A 19841-nucleotide genomic window follows, 5' to 3' on the forward strand; every position below is an offset into this window, starting at 1 on the left:
AGGAAGTTTCCTCGGTGTTTTTTTACTTAAACCATCCTTTTTTATAAAACCAAGCCATCATGCCACCGCCAATTAGTGCCATTAGAAGTAGACAAACAAAATAACTATATTGTCCACCAAGCTCCGGCATATGCGTAAAGTTCATTCCGTATACTCCCGCAATAAATGTTAATGGCATGAAAATAGTCGAGAATACAGTTAATGTTTTCATAATGTTATTCATATGATGTGAGTTTAATGAAAAATAGCTATCTCGAATATCTGCCGTTAACTCTCGGCTTGCCTCAATCATTTCTGTCAGTTTCAGCAAATGGTCATGTATATCTTTAAAGTAGATCTCATGATCACTTATACCGTAAAAACGAGTCGAATTTAAAATACGATACAATAAATCACGCATCGGAATGATTGTGCGCCTTAGCTTCGATAAATCTGCACGTATATCGAATACTTCTTCTAATACACTTCCTGCTGTCTCACCCGTTAAATTATCATCAATTGCATTTAAATGATCCTCAATGTAATATACAGGCGCAAAATAGTCATCTACAATTTGGTCGATAATTGTATGAGCTACGTGTAAAGGACTATTTTTAATACGCTTCTTTTCTCCAAGTGTTTTCCATACTCTTTCGATTGCATTGTTATGAGAAAAGTGGAAAGAAACAATAAAACGATCACTAATAAATAAATCGATCTCGTGCGGTTCTAATCCATCCTCACCAAATGCATGAAGAACTAAAAAGTTATATCCATCATAAAAATCAACTTTTGGCCTCTGTACATATTCTATACAGTCTTCAATTGCAAGGGGATGGAACTTAAAATGATCTTGCAAAATGTATGTATACTCTTCTTTCGTTGGCTTATATAAATCTAGCCAATACCATACAATATGGTCTTTCGTTGTTTCTTCTAGCGAAACATCATATAATACTTCATCTGTTTTTGTTATTGCACAAATTCTAATCATAATTTCACCCATTATTATTATAAACAAAAAATAGCAAAAAAAGCCAAGGAGAAATACTCCTTGGCCCTTTTTTATTATTCGGTAACGATGCCGTGCACTAATGTTGGTGCATCTACATGTTCGTTAGCAATCTTCATATTCTCATAAATTTTTGCTTTTACATCTTCCACATTTTCACGGTTTGCGTAAATTGTAACAAGGGATTCACCTTTTTTCACGCTGTCCCCTACTTTTTTGCGAAGCATTAAGCCAACTGCTAAATCAATTTCAGATTCCTTCGTCGCACGGCCTGCTCCTAAAAGCATTGCTGCTGTTCCGATTTCATCTGCAACGATTTCTGATACATAACCGTCTTCCTTCGCTTCTACTTCAATTTTAAACTGTGCTTGTGGTAATTTAGAAGGATCATCAACAACAGAAGCATCGCCGCCTTGCGCTGATAAGAACGTTTTAAATGATTCTAGCGCTTTACCGTTGTTCATTACTTCAATTAATTTCTCACGTGCATCTTCTAAAGATGAAGCTTGTCCAGCAAGGTATACCATTTGACTTCCAAGTGTTAAACATAACTCTTCTAAATCTTTCGGTCCTTTACCTTGTAATGTATCAATTGCTTCTTGTACTTCAAGTGCGTTACCAATCGCCTCACCAAGTGGTTGACTCATATCAGAAATAACAGCCATCGTATTACGACCAACGTTATTACCAATGCGCACCATTGCTTCTGCTAAACGTTTTGCATCTTCATCTGTTTTCATAAATGCACCTGCTCCAGTTTTTACATCAAGAACAATTGCATCTGCACCAGCAGCAATTTTTTTACTCATAATCGAGCTTGCAATAAGCGGAATTGAGTTTACTGTTGCCGTTACATCACGAAGTGCATATAACTTTTTATCGGCAGGTGTTAAGTTTCCACTTTGACCAATAACTGCGATTTTGTTTTCATTTACAAGTCGCATGAATTCATCATTTTCGATTTCAACATGGAATCCTGGAACTGCTTCTAATTTATCAATTGTACCACCTGTATGTCCTAACCCACGTCCAGACATTTTTGCAACCGGTACACCTAAAGCGGCTACTAATGGACCTAACACAAGTGTTGTTGTATCACCAACACCACCTGTTGAGTGCTTATCTACTTTTACCCCTTCAATAGCTGATAAGTCGATTGTATCACCGCTATTTACCATTGCCATCGTTAAATCAGCACGTTCTTGATCGTTCATATCTTGGAAGAAAATTGCCATTGCAAGTGAACTTACTTGATAATCAGGAATATCACCATTCGTATATCCTTCAACAATAAAGTTAATTTCTTCTGTCGTTAATGCATGTCCGTCACGTTTTTTTGCAATTAGGTCCACCATTCTCATTGTGAGGTCACCCCTTCATTTGTTTTACGATTGCTTTTACTAATGCTAAGAAGTTAGCTTTAACACGTTCTGTCGTTTCAATTACTTCATCGTGGTGAAGTGGCTGATCTAAAATACCAGCTGCCATATTTGAAATACAAGAAATACCAAGTACTTTCATACCAGCATGACGCGCTACAATTACTTCTGGTACTGTTGACATACCAACTGCATCTCCGCCAAGTGTACGAAGCATACGAATTTCAGCAGGTGTTTCATATACAGGACCTGTCATTCCAACGTATACACCTTCTTGTACTTTAATATTTAAGTCCGCTGCAACTTGTTTCGCCATTTCACGAAGTTCTGGTGTATATGATGTAGACATATCAGGGAAACGTACACCCATTTCAGAATCATTCGGTCCGATTAATGGATTTGTACCCATGAAGTTAATGTGGTCTGAAATTAACATAAGATCGCCTGGCTCAAATGATGTATTTACACCACCAGCTGCATTTGTTACAACAACTGTTTCTACACCTAGTTCTTTCATAACACGAACTGGGAATGTTACTTTTTGCATGTCGTATCCTTCATAGAAGTGGAAACGTCCTTGCATTGCTACTACTGTTACACCTTGAAGTGTACCGAATACTAGTTGACCTGCATGACCTTCTACAGTTGATACTGGGAATTCAGGGATTTCACTGTAAGGTACTGTTACTGCGTTCTCGATTTCATCTGCTAATACACCTAGTCCAGATCCAAGGATTAGTCCTACTTGTGGCGTTTCTTGAAATTTCTCTTTTAAGTATGAAGCTGATTTTGTAATAAGTTCACGATTCATTTGTTTATCCCCCTATTTCTTTAGCTCGTTTAAGAAGCTTGTTCCGTGTTCTGGCATTTTCACGCCGAAGTTTTCTGCTACCGTTGCACCAATATCAGCAAATGTTTGACGAAGTGCTAATTCTTGTCCGCCTTCTTTCATGCTTGGGCTATATGCTAATAACGGTACATATTCACGTGTATGATCAGTACCAGGATGTACTGGATCATTACCATGATCTGCTGTAATTAATAATAAATCATCTTCTTTTAGTTTTTCGAATACTTCTGGAAGACGTGCATCATAGTCTTGCAGTGCTTCTCCGTATCCTTGTGGATCACGGCGGTGACCGAATAATGCATCAAAGTCAACTAAGTTTAAGAAGCTAAGACCTGTAAAGTCCATGTTTAATGTATCTACAAGCTTATCCATGCCATCCATGTTAGACTTCGTACGAAGTGATTCAGTTACCCCTTCACCATCATATATGTCAGAGATTTTACCGATAGCAATAACATCGTAGTCACTATCTTTTAATTCATTCATTACCGTACGCCCGAATGGTTTTAACGCATAATCATGACGGTTTGGTGTACGTGTGAATTTCCCTGGTTCTCCAACGAATGGACGAGCGATAACACGACCTACCATGTACTTTTCATCTAACGTTAATTCACGTGCAATTTTACAAATTTTATATAACTCTTCAAGTGGCACTACTTCTTCGTGTGCTGCGATTTGTAATACGCTATCAGCAGAAGTGTAAACGATTAAAGATCCTGTTTCCATTTGTTCTTGGCCAAGTTCATCAAGAATCTCAGTTCCAGAAGCTGGTTTATTACCGATGATTTTACGACCTGTTTTTTCTTCTAATTCATCAAGTAATTCTTTTGGGAATCCTTCAGGGAACACTTGGAATGGTGTATCAATGTAAAGACCCATGATTTCCCAGTGTCCTGTCATTGTATCTTTACCAGTAGATTTCTCTTGCATTTTTGTATAATATCCAAGCGGTTTTTCTACTTTAGAGATACCTTTCATTTCACGAATGTTACCAAGACCTAACTTCACCATATTTGGCATTTGTAATCCATTCATATGTTCAGCAATGTGACCAATTGTGTCAGAACCTAAATCACCAAATTGTTCAGCATCCGGTGCTTCGCCGATTCCTACAGAGTCCATTACGACTAGGAATATACGTTTATATTTATTCATAACTGCGACCTCCTATAAGTTCAGTTCTACTTCTTGTAGTATGTTCAAAACGCTATAAAGTGAAACTGTTCTCCATAAGAATTCTCTTTCGTTCTCATTGTCAAACAGTACTTCTTTAATTGATTCTCTAACCTATTTCGTTTACTTTGAAACGACTCAAAAACATTTCTAGTTTTTTCTAAGTCAGATGTCAGACATCTGATACTGATATCATAACATGTTTACGCTTTCTTTTTAATACATTTTCGTAGAATTTCTCATTTTCTTCACACTTCTATTGTAATCCATTATGCAAATAAGTGCTAATTATTTTATGATTTATTTCTTCATATAAAACGAAACTTTGATTAACAGATGTTTCGTTCGTCTCCAATGATTATTAGCCCTCATCAATCGGGCGTTTGCGGGATAAAAATAAAAAGCAGCTCTAAAGAGCTACTTTTTATTTTACTTCTACTGTTTCTTCTTTATGTTCATGTAGTTCACCTTTTTTAACATGAACTTTCACTTTGTAAGCACCGTTTTCTTTAAAAGTATGTTTCGTTTCATACTCTCCTTTATTTCCTTCTTTCGCTGGAATAAATTCGTGTTTTTCAACACCATCTTTCCAAATCTCAAGTTGTACTTCAGCACCAGTTAACGCTTCTTCTTTTTGTTTTAAATGAACTTTCATAGTTGATTCAGCATTTGTTTTTATATCACCAGCCATAAGATGGATCATTGTATCGCTTTTATGATCGCCATGCCCTGCACCGTGATCACTATTTTCTTTTTTCGCATCTTCTACTTTCGCATTTCCTACAGCCACTTTTACTTCTGGCATAACATGCATTTCACGTGCATTTGTGTGAGCGATAATATGGTATACTCCATCAGTTTCAAATGTTTTCTCTACTGCATAAACACCTTTTCCTTTATGCTTCCCATCTAACATCTCGTGCTTTTCGTCGCCAGCTTTCCAAATTTCAAACTTTACATCATCAGCATCTGTTACTTTTTCTTTTCCTTGTGTAACAAGTGCTTGTACTTCTGTTTTTTCACCAGGTTTAATTTCTTTCGGATTTGTTTGAACTGCTACTTTTACAGCTTCTAGTTTCTGTTCTTTTTTCGGTTCTTCTTTGTTTGTATTACAGCCAGCCAATGCTAGCATCGCGATAAATAAAGTCATAATAAGTTTTTTCATCATCATTTCCTCCTTCATACCTTATTTAGTATAGAGGAAATACATTGTAATATTCTAGTCTTCTGCTGAAAACAATGTACGAAATGTTTGTGAAGTTTTTGTGAAGTACTATAGCCTTTTGAATCTATGAAAAAAAGAGCATAGTAACTATGCTCTCGGATGAAACTGTTTATATACATCTTTTAATCTAGCTTTTGAAACATGCGTATAAATTTGCGTCGTTGAAATATCTGCATGTCCTAGCATTTCTTGCACAGCACGCAAGTCTGCTCCATTTTCTAATAAATGCGTAGCAAAAGAATGGCGCAACGTATGCGGTGTAAGCTCTTTTTCAATATTTGCTTCTTTCGCTAATCGTTTTAAAATTTTCCAAAATCCTTGTCTTGATAATCGATTTCCATGATGGTTTAAAAAGAGTGCATCTACTACTTTTTTACCCATCAATTCTCTTCTTCCCTTTTCAATATACTTTTGAATCGCTTCCGTCGCTAAACTTCCTAGTGGAATAATTCTTTCTTTATTCCCTTTCCCTATGCAACGAACAAATCCCATCGTTAAATGTACATCTTCTAAATTTAAGGCTATTAATTCCGAAACACGAAGTCCTGTTGCATAAAGTAACTCTAGCATCGCTTTGTCACGAACCCCAAAAGCACTCGTCATTTTTGGTGTCTGAAGTAACGCCTCTACTTCATCGATTGATAGTACTTTCGGTAATTTCCGTTCTCCTTGCGGCGTTTCAATATGTACGGATGGGTCGTGCTCTACCGCTCGTTCACGAAGTAAAAATTGGTGAAACGAACGAATCGATGCAATATGACGTGCTAATGTTTTCGAAGATTTTCCGTTTTCTTTTAAGTGCTGCAAAAAATTAACAATGTGCAAGCGTGTCACTTCATGAAAGCTTTTCGCCTGTTCTACATTTTGCAAATACTTTACATAACTTTTTAAATCACGTTCATAAGATACTACTGTATTTTTCGCTAGCCCTTTTTCGACAACCATATAATGAATAAAATCTTTTAATTGATCTTCCAATCTACACTACTCCCCATTTTCATAGAAAAACATCATTCTATTTACGAAAGCATCCTTTGCCGGCTCTTCATTCCCTGATACTTTTTCTACAGTCTCTTCTTTTGGCTTTTCATAACGATGATAGCTTTCATATTCTTCATTTATCCATAGTATAGCGAAATAAAACAAAATCGTACAACTTGTAAATAATAAAAATACTTTTATCCCATCAAAAGTTAATTTTAAAGCTCGGCGCATTGTAAACTCCTCCAAAATATAAGTTATTACAACATATGCCAAGCTTTCACCAATTTATACCTTATTCAAATAAAAAACCTCTTCCTAGATAAATAGGAAAAGGTTATTTTTCATCCGTTTCATTTTCTTGACAATTTTTACAAATCCCATGGAATGTTAAACGATGATCTTTCACCTTAAAGCTCCAGTCACGTTCTACTTTCCTTTCCACTTCACCAAGTAAATCTTCTTGTATTTCTTGTACAGCACCACATTGTGTACAAATCAAATGATGGTGAAAACGCTGCGCACCTTCTTGGCGTAAGTCATAGCGTGAAACACCGTCTCCGAAGTTAATCTTATCGACAACTTTTAACTCAGATAATAGTTCTAAAGTTCGATAGACGGTTGCTAATCCGATCTCTGGCGACTTTTCTTTTACAAGGAGGTAAACATCTTCTGCGCTTAAATGATCTTCTTCATTTTCTAGCAGCACACGAACTGTTGCTTCACGTTGCGGTGTTAATTTGTAGCTCGCTGCATGTAATTGCTTCTTAATTCGTTCAATTCTTTCTTCCATTCGGTACTACTCCCTCCTCGCCACTCTTACACCATTATATCAGAAGAAGGGCTTCTGTCAAAAGAAAAACAATAAAAACAAATTGATAATTATTCTCAAAAAGTATTTATTGTTTATTAATAGCCTCAACGACTTCTTTCATTAAAACTGGTGATGCATAAGCTTCTACACTAGAAGCAAGAGCTAACACCGCTCCAATTACAAGAAAGAAGCATGTATAACGAATTAATAATGGTAATAATGGCTCGGTTATTTTCCGGATAAATTGATGCCTAATCATGCGTAAGGAAAAGCTTGCGGCAATTGTTGTCATAACGAGAAATACTGGAATAATAATGAGGTTTTGTGGCAATACAGAAACGAATGCTAATAATAATCCATTCCATCCATGCTGACTGACTAAAAAACCTACTGTAAATCCGACAACTACTCCTTTTACAAATAATAAAATAAAAATAAGTGGCAATCCAATAATCGAAATCCCCAAAATCCAAATAAATCCAATGTATTTTAATTGCGAAAAGTAACTTTCTCGAAACATTTCGCTCGCAATAGCAAATTCTCCTTTAGAAACTTGTCCAAAAAAACGTTGTAAATAAAATGATAAATCTTGTTTTTGATTTAATTGTAAACTATTTACAAGAATAGCCCCAAATATTACTCCCATCAATAATAAAACAGCGTTAAATATATATAATGAAGAGTTTTCCTGTATGTGAGACATTACACGGTTTTGCCAAGTTTTTCTCCACATTTTTCTTCCCTCCGTTCACACTCTTACTAAAAATGTATGAAAGAAAGAAAAAAGTATGACGAATTAACATTGAAATTCCGCTCTACTTTGCTAAACTAAAAAGTAGAGAATAGGAGGGATTTCTCTTGAAACCATTATTATTAGATTTTCCAACATTATTTCAAACTGAACGCTTACAAGTTCGTAAGCCATTTCCAGGTGATGGTGCAGAAGTGTATGAAGCAATCCAAGCTTCTCTAGAAGACTTAGTACCTTGGATGCCAATTAACGCTGAAACAGAAGAAAGTGCTGAAGAAATCGTTCGTAACGCTCACGGGCAGTTTTTACTTCGTGAAACACTTGATTTTCACTTATACGATAAAGTATCTGGTACATTCATCGGAGCTATAACGCTCAAGCCTGAAAACTGGGATATTCCAAAGTTTTCACTTCACTTCTGGCTGCATAGCGCTTATACAAAACAAGGCTATATGACTGAAGCCATTAAAGGTGCCATTCAATTTGCCTTTGATAAGCTAAGTGCTAGAAGAATTGAAATTCGTACTGATGCAACAAATGCAAATGCATGTAACCTAGCAGAACGTTTAGAATTTATTCTAGAAGGTACAATGGAAAATGATTTCATAGCACCAGATGGTAGCTTACGTGATGCACGCGTATACGCAAAAATCAATTAAAAAACACTCGCCTTTGGCGAGTGTTTATTTTTGTAGTTGTAAATATTGTACTGCAAACATCGTCTTCGCATCATGAATACGAAGATCTTTCATAAGAATAATCGCTTCTTCTAACGATACTTCCATCAATTCCACAAATTCATCTTCATCTAACTCGGCTTTATTTTCTTTTTTCGTCAAACCTGTCGCTTTATATACATATAAAATTTCATCTGCAAATCCTGGAGATGTATAGAAAGAAGTAATAAGCTCCATATTTTCACACACATATCCTGTTTCCTCTTCTAATTCACGAACTGCTGTCACCTCAGGTTTTTCACCAGGTTCTAACTTGCCAGCCGGAATTTCTATAATCGCCTTTTCAAGCGCTTTACGATACTGCTCAACAAGCACGATTTTCCCCTCATCAGTAATAGCAATAATAGCAACTGCACCAGGGTGATTTACAATTTCACGTTTACTCATTGCTCCATTTGGTAATACTACATCATCAACACGAACTTTTATAACTCTACCATCAAAAATCGGCTCAGTTTTTACTGTTCTCTCTGCAAGATTACTCATACTACTTCATCTCCCTGTTCTATTTCCTATTCTTTCCTCATACATTTTACCACATTGAAAGGAGCGTGATAGAAATGAAAGTTTATATTTTACCAAATCGCGTCACTTTAGTCGGAAAAGCATGGCAAATCCGCCATAAACTAAAACAATATGGCAAAGAGTATACAACTGTACAAGAGTGGATTACAGCAAATAAAAAGTAAACGTTTGTCAACCTCTTTTCCCTTGCGTACAATAAAGGTAAGGAGGTTGACCTATGAAAAAACGTCAATTAGGAAACTCAGATTTGTTTGTGACAGAAATGGGACTTGGCTGTATGTCTCTCGGTACATCTGAAACAGAAGCTATGCGTATTATCGATGAAGCAATCGATTTAGGAATCAATTTTTTTGATACAGCAGATTTATATGATTATGGATTAAATGAAGAATTTGTTGGAAAAACATTAAAAGGGAAACGAGACCAAATTATTCTTACAACAAAAGTTGGAAATCGATGGACAGAAGAAAAAAACGGGTGGTCTTGGGATCCTTCTAAAAATTACATAAAGGCTGAAGTGAAAGAAAGTTTACGTAGACTTCAAACTGATTATATTGATCTTTATCAACTTCACGGCGGGACAATTGAAGATCCAATAGATGAAACAATTGAAGCCTTTGAAGAATTAAAAAAAGAAGGTATCATTCGCCATTACGGTATTTCTTCTATACGTCCAAATGTCATCCGTGAGTATGCAAAACGTTCCAATATCGTTAGTGTACTAATGGAATATAGCCTTTTAAATCGTCGCCCTGAAGAATGGTTCCCGCTTCTAAATGAACATCAAATTAGCATTATTGCTCGCGGGCCACTTGCAAAAGGAATTTTAACTGACAATAATGCAAGAAAGATAGAAAGAGTAAAAGAAAAGAATTACCTTTCTTATTCTTACGATGAATTATATGCGACACTCGCGAATGTAAAAGAAATAATCGGAGAAAGCTCTTTAACAGGAACAGCTATTCAATATTGCTTACATAACGAAACTGTTGCAGCTGTTATACCTGGTGCAAGCTCTATCCAACAATTGAAAGAGAATGCCCAGGCTAGTAAACAAACACAGTTAACAACAGCTCAATATATACAACTTCAGCAAATTGCTAAATGTGATACTTACGCTTTACATCGTTAAAAAGACGCTACCATACTGGTAGCGTCTTTTTATAGCGTATCATATTTATCCGGATTCGTTCCTACATGTAAATTACGATTTAACGTATTAATTTGAGTCATCTCTTCTTCTGTTAGTGAAAAATCGAAGATAGAAAAATTCTCTTTAATACGTGATGGTGTAACAGATTTAGGAATCGTCACTACCCCGCTCTGAATCTCCCATCTTAATATAACTTGTGCAGGTGTTTTTTCATATTTCGTAGCAATGGCCTGAATAATTGGGTTCTCGAATACTTCCCCGCCTCTCATTAATGGGCTCCATGCTTCCATTTGAATTTGCTCACCTTGACAGAAATTACGCAATTCAAATTGCGCTAACATCGGATGAAGTTCCACTTGGTTGACCATCGGCTTCACTTTACAATTTGGTAATAACAGTTCTAAATGATGTTTATGAAAATTTGAAACACCAATCGCGCGCACTTTACCTTCTTCATACAGTTTTTCTAGCGCTCGGTACGTGTCGACATACTTTCCTCTTATTGGCCAATGTATTAAATATAAATCTACATAGTCCATTTGTAATTTCTTTAAGCTTTTTTCAAACGCCTCAAGTGTTTCCTCGTATCCTTGATCGTCGTTCCAAACTTTTGTTGTAATAAATATGTCTTCTCTCGGAATCCCTGATTCACGAACCGCTTCTCCGACACCGCTTTCATTTTCATATACAGTTGCCGTATCAATCGAACGGTATCCAACTTCTAACGCTGTTTTTACTGCTTGTTTTACTTCGTCGCCTTCTTTCGCTTTATAAACGCCTAGACCAATCATCGGCATTTTTACGCCATTATGAAGTGTAGTTGTTGGAATGTGCACAGTCGTCTCCCTTTCATTCTTACATTTTTTATAAGCCACCACTTTATTTCAACAAGATTCAACCAAAAAGTCAAAACATATGTACAGTTTACATAATAATTTTATACACGAAAACGCAAACTCAATTATCCATATTTCCTTCTCTCCATTCTTTTGCTTTTTCATCAACACTACGCACGAACTCATTTTTTCCTTCCGTATATAACGTGCCATCATATGTATATTTTTCGGCTAATTCTTTCTTTAAGGTTGCATATGCCTCTGCTTCTTCACAATGAGCCATCATATAATCACGAAACGCTAAATGCCTTACTATCTCAGGATTTCCTTTTTCAAAAACGTGTAAGTGATACGAGCGTTTTTCCTCCGTTCCATGAATAAAATAACGACGTCTTGAAATACCATTTTCCCCTTTTACGATATAACCAAGCTCTTCAAAACGTTCATTCCAATGATCTACTCTGTCGATACTCTCTACTTCCATAATCATATCTATAATTGGTTTAGCTGCCAGTCCTGGTACTGATGTACTTCCAATATGATGGACTTTCACCATTTCTGGCATCGCCGATTTTAATCGTTCGGCCTCTATTTGAAATTTTTCATTCCAATGATTTTCATGCGGAACGACTACAATTTTTCTCATTAAAACTCCCCTTTTCTTACAAGCTCGTCAAAAAAATGATCAGCGGTATGCACTGATCATTTTTTATATTATTTAAAGTCTTTCCAAGTAAGGCTACTTTCACTTAACAGTTCTTCAAATGATTTATTCTTTTCACGTTCTTTTTGTTCTCGACGCTTTCTTTCCAGTTCAGCTGCCTCTTTTTCTTCTTCTCTCACTTGCAATTCTTTCTTCTTATTCTTTAATTGCTGCATGAGTGAATCATTTAATTGATCGCCTAATGTAAGCAACTCTTTCTCTGGATTATTCACTTGCGATTGTCTTTGCACTTGTCTTTGTTTCTTTTTCTTCATGCTACTCACCTTTTACTTTTTTCTCCATTATAGTAGATACACAATGAACTCGACAATAAAAAAGGTTCATTACTCTATTATTCACTTTTTGTAAATATGTTAATTTTTCGAAAAAACTAAATTTTTATATAGATATAATCCTATGAATCTATTAAAATTATGTCGTATGATGTCAGATTATAAAAAAAGGAGAAATGAATTATGTGGAAAAAAATCATTCCTGCTGTTGCCGTTTTAAGCACCATAACTTTTTCAAGCGTATTTGCCGCTCCCCCATCCCAGACTCCAGCTGAACAAAATCGCTACGTAGACGTACAAATGCTTGGTATTAATGATTTCCATGGACAACTAGATACGGTTAAAAAAATTAATAACAAAGAAGCCGGTGGCGCTGATTACTTAGCTACTTATTTAAAAGAACGGAAAAAGCAAAACCCGAATACACTTCTCGTACATGCGGGCGATATTGTCGGAGCTAGTCCACCAGTTTCAGCATTGTTACAAGACGAACCGACGATTGAATTTTTAAATGACTTAAAGTTTGATGTTGGTACAATCGGAAACCATGAATTTGATGAAGGTATCGATGAAATGAAACGCCTCATTTACGGTGGATATCACGAGAAAACAGGGAATTTCAAAGGTGCTAACTTCCCTTATGTCGCTGCTAACTTCTATAACAAGTCAACTGGTCGCTTATTTTTACCACCATTTACTGTAAAAATGGTAGATGGTGTTCCTGTAGGATTCATTGGCGTTGTTACAACTGATACACCAAATGTCGTGATGCCTACTATGCTTAAAAATGTACAAATCACTGACGAAGTAGAAGCAATTAATAAATCAACGCAACAATTAAAGCGTCTCGGTGTTAAATCCATCGTCGTCCTTGCCCATGTCGGCGGAACAACTGATGAGTCTGGCGTGACAAATGGAGACCTTACTCGAATTGCAAATGAAACGGATCCAGAGGTTGATGTTATTTTCGGTGGGCATAGTCACACGTATGTAAATGGTACTGTAAATAATAAACTAATCGTCCAAGCGAACTCTTATGGAACAGCTTTCTCAGACGTAGATGTAACAATTGATCGTAAAACAAAAGATATTGTAAAGAAAAAAGCTGAAGTCATCACAACATATCATGAAGGTGTGGAACCTGATAAACAAGTAAAACAAAAAATAGATCAATATAAAGAAAAAATTGCACCACTTGTAAATGAAGTTGTAGGAAAATCTACAGCACCTATCGACCGTAAACAAAATGATGCTGGTGAATCTACTCTTGGGAATTTAATTGCCGACGCACAGCGTCAAACGATGCAAGCTCAAATCGCACTTATGAATCCTGGTGGCATTCGTAATGACTTAGATGCTGGCGATATTACTTGGGGCGAATTATATGGCATTCAGCCTTTTGGAAATCAATTGATTAAAGTAGATTTAACAGGTCAAGATATTCGCGACATTTTAAATCAGCAATGGCAAAAAGGTACAACAAGAATGCTTCAAATTTCAGGTATTCAATATACGTGGGATGCAAATAAACCAAACGGTGAAAAGGTTACGAATATACGCTTAACAAATGGTGAAGAGTTATCTCCATCTAAAACGTATAACGTAGTTGCGAATGCTTTCTTAGCTTCTGGCGGTGACGGATTCGTGTCATTTAAAAATGGGAAGAATTCAGAAACTGGTCCAAACGACTTTGAAGCGCTAGTCGATTACGTAAAACAATTAAAAGAACCAATTCAGCCAGTTATTGATGGAAGAATTCAAAAGGTAAATTAAGTATTTCCCTAATATGCGATCCAGATTTTTATTGTAAAGGATACGCACTTATTACTTACTTAATCCACAATATTAGTAAAACCTAAAAAGGATACTCGTTCTTACAATGAACATAGTATCCTTTTCTTTAGTTATCAAAATGTGATGTTTTGTTAAAATCATATTGTTGTAAAAATTGTTGTAACGCCTCTTCTACAAGTTTAGATTTTTGAATTCCTTTCGCTTCTGATATAACGTCTAGTTTTGCTAATATTTCTTTATTAATAGAAAAGGTACGTTTCTTTTTCTCTGTACTTATACTCATAATAGGCACAATTACTTCTTCTCTCTTTCTTAATAACTCATAAATACTTTGTAATTGCTCATAAATTAATAATTGATAATCCGTTGTCGCATATTGAAGGGCTGTCGCTTCTTGGAGTTGTAAGTGACGCGGTTCTTCTCCATCTCCTACAAAAATACGTTTCTTCTGTTCTCCATCATATTCGTATCCAATCAATCGTAATTTCTTTGATAATGTATATGGGCTTATTTCAAGACGTTTTGCTATAATAGCGATGGATTCACGTCTATTTAAGCAATCTATAATTTCTCCAATCGTCACAATTTCCCTCCTCCCGTGTTGAAATGACACTAGTATGGTATGTTACAATGATTTTCTAACAGTATATGCAAAACGAATAGCCTGTGCGATTCATACGATTTCAGAAAAGGAGGTTTTCCATATGCTTTTTCGTAGCTATACCCCACAGTTTTATAATGAAAATAAACAACTCATTCCTAATAGTATTGCTACGATGGAAAGCGTTATGATTCATAATCAAAAACAAACTCTCCTTATGCGCGGGCAAAACATAGAGCAGCCAATTTTATTATGCTGTCATGGCGGACCTGGCATGGCACAAATTGGATTTATTCGTCATTTTCAAATAGAATTGGAGAAACACTTCATCGTTATTAATTGGGATCAGCGCGGGGCAGGTAAATCCTTTTCAATGAAAGATTTCGGAGCAAATTTTACAATCGAACAATTCGTTTCCGATGCAAAAGAAGTGATTCAATATGTACTTAAAAAGTTCAATAAACAGAAACTATTTCTCGCAGGTCATTCTTGGGGAAGCATTATTGGGCTTAACATAGCACATCAATATCCACAGTATATCGAGGCTTACATCGGTATTGGGCAGATTGTACATATGAAACAAAACGAAGAATTGCTATATCAGCATTTAATTCGTTCTGCAAAAAAACATGATCATAAAAAAGCATTAGCGTCCCTTTTAAAATTAGGCAAACCACCATTTTTAGATACGAGACGCCTTATTATTCAAAGAAAGTGGCTTGGCACATTCGGCGGAGCAATCCAAAACGGATCTTCCTTTTCTTTCATACGAAAAGGCTTCTTTTCTCCTGAATATACGCTATTAGATTGGTTCAAGTTTCTCGCAGGAAATTTAAAATCTGGCGTTTTATGGGAAGAAATGTTGACAATCGATTTCTTTTCTTCTATTTCAAGCTTATCTATTCCGGTTTATTTTTGTTCTGGTCGCTATGATTATCAAACTCCTTATGCTCTCGTTCAGGAATATTGTGATGTGATAGAAGCCCCCATAAAAAAAATGATTTGGTTCCCAAATTCAGCACATTCTCCTGATTTAGAAGAACCAGAATTATTCGCCAATTCTTTACAATCAATTAAACAAGAGCTAGCTTTTCAGCATTAGTGACAAAAGGCTCTTTTACATTTCATAGAAAACAATTTATAATAATATGTCGCAACTATGTATAAATATAGCAAAGTGCTTCATATTTACTTGCCTTAGCACAATAAAATTTTAGGGAGATTACATTTATTATGAATGCTGTACTCATCGCAGTAGCAGTTATGCTATTGCTTAGTTTGTTACGTGTCCAGGTCATTGTCGCCATCATTGTTGGAGCTTTAACAGGCGGAATTATCGGTGGACTCGGTATTTCAGAAACTATTAACACTTTTACAACCGGTCTTGGAAACAGTGCTCCAATCGCTTTAAGTTATGCAATGCTTGGCGGTTTCGCTATTTCCCTTTCCAAAACAGGACTTCCAGATGCCATGATTCAAACTGCACTAAAATGGATTGGCAATGAACAAGACACGAAAAAACAAGTTTATTCTAAAATACTTATTTTATTCATCATTTTAACGATGGCTTGTTTCTCACAAAATGTGATTCCTGTTCATATCGCTTTCATCCCTATCTTAATTCCAGCACTTTTAAAAGTATTAAATGAGCTGAAAGTGGATCGCAGACTTGTTACATGTATTATTACATTCGGATTGATTACTCCTTATATGTGGATTCCAGCAGGGTTCGGAAAAATTTATCATGACGTATTGCAAACAAATGCTGCGCAAAGTGGTCTTACATTTGATGTCACACTTATTCCAAAAGCAATGACTATTCCAGCAATCGGTATGATTATTGGATTATGTGTAGCGGTATTCATTACGTACCGGAAACCTCGTACGTATGAAACGGAACAAGTTCATACTACCGCAAATGAAATCGTTCCCTATACAAAACGTAGCATTACTTTCGGATTGTTATCTATCATAGCCACATTAACTGTTCAATTAGCAACAGAATCAATGATTTTCGGTGCTTTAGCAGGGATTATCGTCTTATCAGTAAGTGGTAGTCTACCTCTTAAAGAAGCAGATGCGATATTAACAAGCGGAATGCGCATGATGTCCTTTATCGGTTTTGTTATGATCGCTGCCGCTGGATTTGGCGCTGTTCTTCGAAAAACAGGACATGTTGAATCTCTTGTGCAAACAAGTGCACATATAATTGGAAATAACAAACCACTCGCTGCATTTCTTATGCTTGTGATTGGACTTCTCGTTACGATGGGAATTGGTTCATCCTTTTCAACCATCCCTATTTTAACAACAATTTTTGTACCCCTTTGCATGCAGCTCGGATTTAGTCCAATGGCCACAATTGCAATTATCGGTACAGCCGGAGCACTAGGCGATGCAGGATCACCAGCATCAGATAGTACACTTGGACCAACATCTGGTTTAAATGCTGATGGTCAACACCATCATATATGGGATACATGTGTACCAACTTTTCTGCATTATAATATACCGCTACTTATATTCGGATTTATTGCCGCAATTACATTATAAAAGGTGCGTTTTATACGCACCTTTTACTTTTTTATTTTTTCTTTTAATTGTTGTAAAGCTATTTTCCCATTTTCTTCGGCACAACTTTCAAATTTCATGAGTGACGGGCCTATCCATTCACTGTCTATGCTCCCGTTCGGTCCAATAATTTTCAACTTATCGGGTATACGGATATTGAAATTTTTCGCTGCTTGAATTAACTCAAAAGTAACCTTTTCACTTGAAGTTACAATTCCATCTATATACGGGTAAGTTTGCAAGAATGTAATAAACTGTTTATTCGTATACCCTTGTACACATACTTCTCGATAAGAGATCCCTTCCTCCCAAACAGCGTCTAAAAATCCTGATATGTGCTCTTCCATTTCTTCACTATCTTCTCCCTCATCGAAATAAGCAAGAAATTGACAGCCTTTTTCTTTTAATAAAGAAGCCGTTCTTTGTCCACTTTCATAATAATTTGCATCGGATTTTTTTTCATCAATCACAGCAAACGGAAGTGGCATTTCTCCTATACTTTTAAAAACTGATTTTGTTAAAATAACACCTGCAACGTTATTTTCCTTCAACATATGTATGTATCTATCTTTATTCTCTATATTACAAACAATGATTTGATATCCTTCTTTATATGCTATTTCCTCAATACAATGTAGCAAAGTGATGTTTGATGGGTCATATAGATTATCTACAAGTAATGCAATTATCGTTGAATTCTCTTTAAATAATGGCTTTGCTGCACTATTTGGCCTATAACGTAATTCCTCAATTGCTTCCTTTACTTGTTTTACTGTGTCCTCATGAACGTATCCTTTTTCATTAATAACTCGTGAAACGGTTGCGACTGAAACACCTGCCAATTTTGCAACATCACGTATAGTTGCCACATCGTCACCCCTTAATATGGTAATAGATTACAATTTTACGGTAACCTAAATTACAATATTCGTCAAGATTAATAACTTATATTTCTGAAAATTGTTACATCAATTTATTAAACGATACTCCAACTGTATTTCATGTAAAATTGGGATGTTATCATATCCGATACGCGGAATTTCTTTCTTTATTTTTCGTGCCTCTTCCACTGCATTCACATATAAATTAGTCATCACAAAATTACGTTTTTGGTAAAAACGTAACGCATTTATATTATCATTTGTGGTTATGAGCCAAACCTGCCCGCACCGTTCTTCTTCTGCAACTTGTAATACACAATCTACAAGTTTCGTCCCTATTCCTTTTCTTTCTTCAAAGCTATCTAAAGATACAATTTCACACATATTTCCGATCACTTCATACGTTATAATTCCGATTATTCTGTCATCTGAGAGCGCAACAAATCCTGGCAACTCTTCTAACTGATGCCCCTTACCACGTGAAACCATCAATGAACTCCCCCAGTTCTCACACATGAACATTCGGATTGTTTCTTTCATCGCTGGCGTAATTTTTTGTATATACACCATTTCCTATTTCTCCCCTTTTCTATCATTGTGATACAATGTAAGTGTATCACATGTAACGGTATTTGGAGGATGAGGTAAAGTATGAAACGTTTTTTTGCAGCATTGTTTACTATACTAGGTGCGATAACTGCCCTTGGGATTTTCTTTACAAATAAAGTGATGTACTTAAAGAAAAAAACAGAGGAAGAAGTACTCGAAAGAGAAACGAAAAAACATTTTCGTTTAGAGGATTTTGATGCTCTTCATAAAGAAGAAATTCATATTCCTTCGCAATTCGGATATGATCTTCACGGATATTACATCCCTGCTGGTCATTCCAATAAGTTTATGATTTTTTGTCACGGCGTAACTGTAAATAAAATGAACTCTGTAAAATATGCAAGGTTATTTTTAAACAGAGGGTATAATGTCGTTATTTATGATCATCGTCGTCATGGTAAAACTGGCGGAAAAACAACAAGCTATGGATACTATGAAAAACATGATTTAAAATCTGTAGTTGACTGGCTAAAAAGTCGCTTTGGAACAAATATAACACTCGGTATTCATGGTGAATCTATGGGAGCTGCAACACTTCTTCAATACGCAGGACTTGTAGAAGATGGTGCTGATTTCTATATTGCAGATTGTCCTTTTTCTGATTTCTACGGACAATTACAACACCGTTTAAAGGTTGAATTCCATTTACCTAAATGGCCTTTATTACCTTTAGCAAATGCTTTTTTAAAAGTGCGTGACGGTTATACGATTCGCGAAATTTCACCAATCGATTGTATAAAAAATATTAACAATCCTGTCCTCTTTATTCATAGTAAAGATGATGATTATATTTTAGCTGATATGACGAAAGCACTATATGAAGCAAAAGAAAACAATAAACAACTTTATATTGCAGAACGCGGTGCACACGCTTGCTCTTATAACGAAAATAAAGAAGAGTATGAAGCAGCCGTCGATCATTTTTTAAACTCATATGTAAAAGAAACAAAAAACAGGCTTGCATAAGCCTG

Annotated in this window: 23 protein-coding genes; 7 read left to right on the forward strand and 16 right to left on the reverse strand. The window is 35.8% G+C overall.

The genetic code is table 11. From position 1 onward, the window contains the following. Positions 1 to 22 precede the first annotated feature (22 nt). The 9 genes from corA to spoIIM all read right to left on the reverse strand — a co-directional run bounded on the left by corA (position 23) and on the right by spoIIM (position 8119). Positions 23 to 985 carry a magnesium/cobalt transporter CorA gene (gene corA / locus J0835_RS20020; RefSeq protein ID WP_064475085.1) on the reverse strand — a complete coding sequence of 321 codons (963 nt, stop codon included), beginning with the start codon at positions 983 to 985 and terminating at the stop codon, positions 23 to 25. A 62-nt stretch (positions 986 to 1047) separates the two neighbouring features. After that, a complete protein-coding gene (locus tag J0835_RS20025) occupies positions 1048 to 2352 on the reverse strand; it encodes a pyrimidine-nucleoside phosphorylase (RefSeq protein WP_001243077.1) in 1305 nt (434 codons plus the stop codon). A 7-nt stretch (positions 2353 to 2359) separates the two neighbouring features. Beyond that, positions 2360 to 3181, reverse strand: coding sequence for a purine-nucleoside phosphorylase (locus tag J0835_RS20030; protein WP_001078443.1), 822 nt, complete (start codon positions 3179 to 3181; stop codon positions 2360 to 2362). A 12-nt stretch (positions 3182 to 3193) separates the two neighbouring features. After that, a complete protein-coding gene (gene deoB, locus J0835_RS20035; RefSeq protein WP_001046086.1) occupies positions 3194 to 4378 on the reverse strand; it encodes a phosphopentomutase in 1185 nt (394 codons plus the stop codon). A gap of 442 nt (positions 4379 to 4820) precedes the next feature. Further along, entirely contained in the window at positions 4821 to 5564 is a 744-nt protein-coding gene (locus J0835_RS20040; RefSeq protein ID WP_140386883.1) for a FixH family protein, read from the reverse strand. A gap of 144 nt (positions 5565 to 5708) precedes the next feature. Beyond that, positions 5709 to 6599: a site-specific tyrosine recombinase XerD gene (gene xerD / locus J0835_RS20045; RefSeq protein WP_000390083.1), complete on the reverse strand. Its 891-nt coding sequence runs from the start codon at positions 6597 to 6599 to the stop codon at positions 5709 to 5711. A gap of 6 nt (positions 6600 to 6605) precedes the next feature. Then, the gene (locus J0835_RS20050) at positions 6606 to 6836 is read right to left on the reverse strand and encodes a YqzK family protein (protein ID WP_001250432.1); all 231 of its coding nucleotides are present in this window, start codon (positions 6834 to 6836) and stop codon (positions 6606 to 6608) included. A gap of 103 nt (positions 6837 to 6939) precedes the next feature. Further along, a complete protein-coding gene (fur, locus tag J0835_RS20055; protein WP_000392657.1) occupies positions 6940 to 7395 on the reverse strand; it encodes a ferric iron uptake transcriptional regulator in 456 nt (151 codons plus the stop codon). Positions 7396 to 7501: 106 nt separating this feature from the next. Further along, entirely contained in the window at positions 7502 to 8119 is a 618-nt protein-coding gene (gene spoIIM, locus J0835_RS20060; RefSeq protein ID WP_226544967.1) for a stage II sporulation protein M, read from the reverse strand. Between the two features lie 155 nt (positions 8120 to 8274). Here spoIIM and J0835_RS20065 point away from each other — a divergent pair, with 155 nt between their 5' ends. Beyond that, complete coding sequence (locus tag J0835_RS20065) at positions 8275 to 8826, forward strand: GNAT family N-acetyltransferase (RefSeq protein ID WP_000803489.1); 552 nt, start codon at positions 8275 to 8277, stop codon at positions 8824 to 8826. Between the two features lie 24 nt (positions 8827 to 8850). Here J0835_RS20065 and J0835_RS20070 read toward each other — a convergent pair whose 3' ends face one another. Next, entirely contained in the window at positions 8851 to 9390 is a 540-nt protein-coding gene (locus J0835_RS20070) for an NUDIX domain-containing protein (RefSeq protein WP_000067040.1), read from the reverse strand. Positions 9391 to 9464: 74 nt separating this feature from the next. Between J0835_RS20070 and mciZ the strand changes: the two genes are divergently transcribed. Both mciZ and lolS read left to right on the forward strand, forming a co-directional pair. Further along, a complete protein-coding gene (gene mciZ / locus J0835_RS20075) occupies positions 9465 to 9593 on the forward strand; it encodes a Z-ring formation inhibitor MciZ (RefSeq protein ID WP_000870295.1) in 129 nt (42 codons plus the stop codon). A 53-nt stretch (positions 9594 to 9646) separates the two neighbouring features. After that, positions 9647 to 10561 (forward strand): aldo/keto reductase, encoded by a 915-nt coding sequence (lolS, locus tag J0835_RS20080; protein WP_087981788.1) that lies wholly within the window; start codon positions 9647 to 9649, stop codon positions 10559 to 10561. Between the two features lie 29 nt (positions 10562 to 10590). Here the strand turns inward: lolS and J0835_RS20085 are convergent, their stop codons facing one another. The 3 genes from J0835_RS20085 to J0835_RS20095 all read right to left on the reverse strand — a co-directional run bounded on the left by J0835_RS20085 (position 10591) and on the right by J0835_RS20095 (position 12396). After that, the gene (locus J0835_RS20085; RefSeq protein ID WP_087981789.1) at positions 10591 to 11418 is read right to left on the reverse strand and encodes an aldo/keto reductase; all 828 of its coding nucleotides are present in this window, start codon (positions 11416 to 11418) and stop codon (positions 10591 to 10593) included. A gap of 121 nt (positions 11419 to 11539) precedes the next feature. Further along, on the reverse strand, positions 11540 to 12064 hold the full coding sequence (locus J0835_RS20090; protein ID WP_087981790.1) for a GrpB family protein: 525 nt from the start codon (positions 12062 to 12064) through the stop codon (positions 11540 to 11542). 68 nt (positions 12065 to 12132) lie between these two features. Next, the gene (locus J0835_RS20095; protein WP_087981791.1) at positions 12133 to 12396 is read right to left on the reverse strand and encodes a YqkE family protein; all 264 of its coding nucleotides are present in this window, start codon (positions 12394 to 12396) and stop codon (positions 12133 to 12135) included. A gap of 201 nt (positions 12397 to 12597) precedes the next feature. Here J0835_RS20095 and J0835_RS20100 point away from each other — a divergent pair, with 201 nt between their 5' ends. Continuing rightward, positions 12598 to 14187, forward strand: a complete 1590-nt coding sequence (locus J0835_RS20100; protein ID WP_087981792.1) for a bifunctional metallophosphatase/5'-nucleotidase — start codon at positions 12598 to 12600, stop codon at positions 14185 to 14187. A 127-nt stretch (positions 14188 to 14314) separates the two neighbouring features. Here J0835_RS20100 and J0835_RS20105 read toward each other — a convergent pair whose 3' ends face one another. Continuing rightward, positions 14315 to 14791: a ribbon-helix-helix domain-containing protein gene (locus J0835_RS20105; protein WP_060488345.1), complete on the reverse strand. Its 477-nt coding sequence runs from the start codon at positions 14789 to 14791 to the stop codon at positions 14315 to 14317. Between the two features lie 121 nt (positions 14792 to 14912). Between J0835_RS20105 and J0835_RS20110 the strand changes: the two genes are divergently transcribed. Then, positions 14913 to 15911 carry an alpha/beta fold hydrolase gene (locus J0835_RS20110; RefSeq protein ID WP_087981793.1) on the forward strand — a complete coding sequence of 333 codons (999 nt, stop codon included), beginning with the start codon at positions 14913 to 14915 and terminating at the stop codon, positions 15909 to 15911. Between the two features lie 131 nt (positions 15912 to 16042). Further along, positions 16043 to 17362, forward strand: a complete 1320-nt coding sequence (locus J0835_RS20115; protein WP_087981794.1) for a Na+/H+ antiporter family protein — start codon at positions 16043 to 16045, stop codon at positions 17360 to 17362. 23 nt (positions 17363 to 17385) lie between these two features. Here the strand turns inward: J0835_RS20115 and J0835_RS20120 are convergent, their stop codons facing one another. After that, a complete protein-coding gene (locus J0835_RS20120) occupies positions 17386 to 18249 on the reverse strand; it encodes a LacI family DNA-binding transcriptional regulator (protein WP_087981795.1) in 864 nt (287 codons plus the stop codon). Positions 18250 to 18348: 99 nt separating this feature from the next. After that, positions 18349 to 18831 (reverse strand): GNAT family N-acetyltransferase, encoded by a 483-nt coding sequence (locus J0835_RS20125; RefSeq protein WP_087981796.1) that lies wholly within the window; start codon positions 18829 to 18831, stop codon positions 18349 to 18351. A gap of 81 nt (positions 18832 to 18912) precedes the next feature. On the opposite strand from J0835_RS20125, the gene J0835_RS20130 reads away from it, so the two are divergent. Beyond that, entirely contained in the window at positions 18913 to 19836 is a 924-nt protein-coding gene (locus J0835_RS20130) for an alpha/beta hydrolase (RefSeq protein ID WP_087981797.1), read from the forward strand. The last annotated feature ends 5 nt before the right edge of the window (positions 19837 to 19841 follow it).

The sequence above is a fragment of the Bacillus cereus group sp. Sample62 genome, assembly GCF_036851315.1.
Lineage (GTDB): Bacteria > Bacillota > Bacilli > Bacillales > Bacillaceae_G > Bacillus_A > Bacillus_A wiedmannii.

Bases quoted from the DNA above. Each gene is read 5' to 3' on its own strand.
- corA (WP_064475085.1), bottom strand. From the start codon at position 985: ATGGGTGAAATTATGATTAGAATTTGTGCAATAACAAAAACAGATGAA.
- J0835_RS20025 (WP_001243077.1), bottom strand. From the start codon at position 2,352: ATGAGAATGGTGGACCTAATTGCAAAAAAACGTGACGGACATGCATTA.
- J0835_RS20030 (WP_001078443.1), bottom strand. From the start codon at position 3,181: ATGAATCGTGAACTTATTACAAAATCAGCTTCATACTTAAAAGAGAAA.
- deoB (WP_001046086.1), bottom strand. From the start codon at position 4,378: ATGAATAAATATAAACGTATATTCCTAGTCGTAATGGACTCTGTAGGA.
- J0835_RS20040 (WP_140386883.1), bottom strand. From the start codon at position 5,564: ATGATGAAAAAACTTATTATGACTTTATTTATCGCGATGCTAGCATTG.
- J0835_RS20050 (WP_001250432.1), bottom strand. From the start codon at position 6,836: ATGCGCCGAGCTTTAAAATTAACTTTTGATGGGATAAAAGTATTTTTA.
- fur (WP_000392657.1), bottom strand. From the start codon at position 7,395: ATGGAAGAAAGAATTGAACGAATTAAGAAGCAATTACATGCAGCGAGC.
- spoIIM (WP_226544967.1), bottom strand. From the start codon at position 8,119: ATGTCTCACATACAGGAAAACTCTTCATTATATATATTTAACGCTGTT.
- J0835_RS20070 (WP_000067040.1), bottom strand. From the start codon at position 9,390: ATGAGTAATCTTGCAGAGAGAACAGTAAAAACTGAGCCGATTTTTGAT.
- mciZ (WP_000870295.1), top strand. From the start codon at position 9,465: ATGAAAGTTTATATTTTACCAAATCGCGTCACTTTAGTCGGAAAAGCA.
- lolS (WP_087981788.1), top strand. From the start codon at position 9,647: ATGAAAAAACGTCAATTAGGAAACTCAGATTTGTTTGTGACAGAAATG.
- J0835_RS20090 (WP_087981790.1), bottom strand. From the start codon at position 12,064: ATGAGAAAAATTGTAGTCGTTCCGCATGAAAATCATTGGAATGAAAAA.
- J0835_RS20095 (WP_087981791.1), bottom strand. From the start codon at position 12,396: ATGAAGAAAAAGAAACAAAGACAAGTGCAAAGACAATCGCAAGTGAAT.
- J0835_RS20100 (WP_087981792.1), top strand. From the start codon at position 12,598: ATGTGGAAAAAAATCATTCCTGCTGTTGCCGTTTTAAGCACCATAACT.
- J0835_RS20110 (WP_087981793.1), top strand. From the start codon at position 14,913: ATGCTTTTTCGTAGCTATACCCCACAGTTTTATAATGAAAATAAACAA.
- J0835_RS20115 (WP_087981794.1), top strand. From the start codon at position 16,043: ATGAATGCTGTACTCATCGCAGTAGCAGTTATGCTATTGCTTAGTTTG.
- J0835_RS20125 (WP_087981796.1), bottom strand. From the start codon at position 18,831: ATGGTGTATATACAAAAAATTACGCCAGCGATGAAAGAAACAATCCGA.
- J0835_RS20130 (WP_087981797.1), top strand. From the start codon at position 18,913: ATGAAACGTTTTTTTGCAGCATTGTTTACTATACTAGGTGCGATAACT.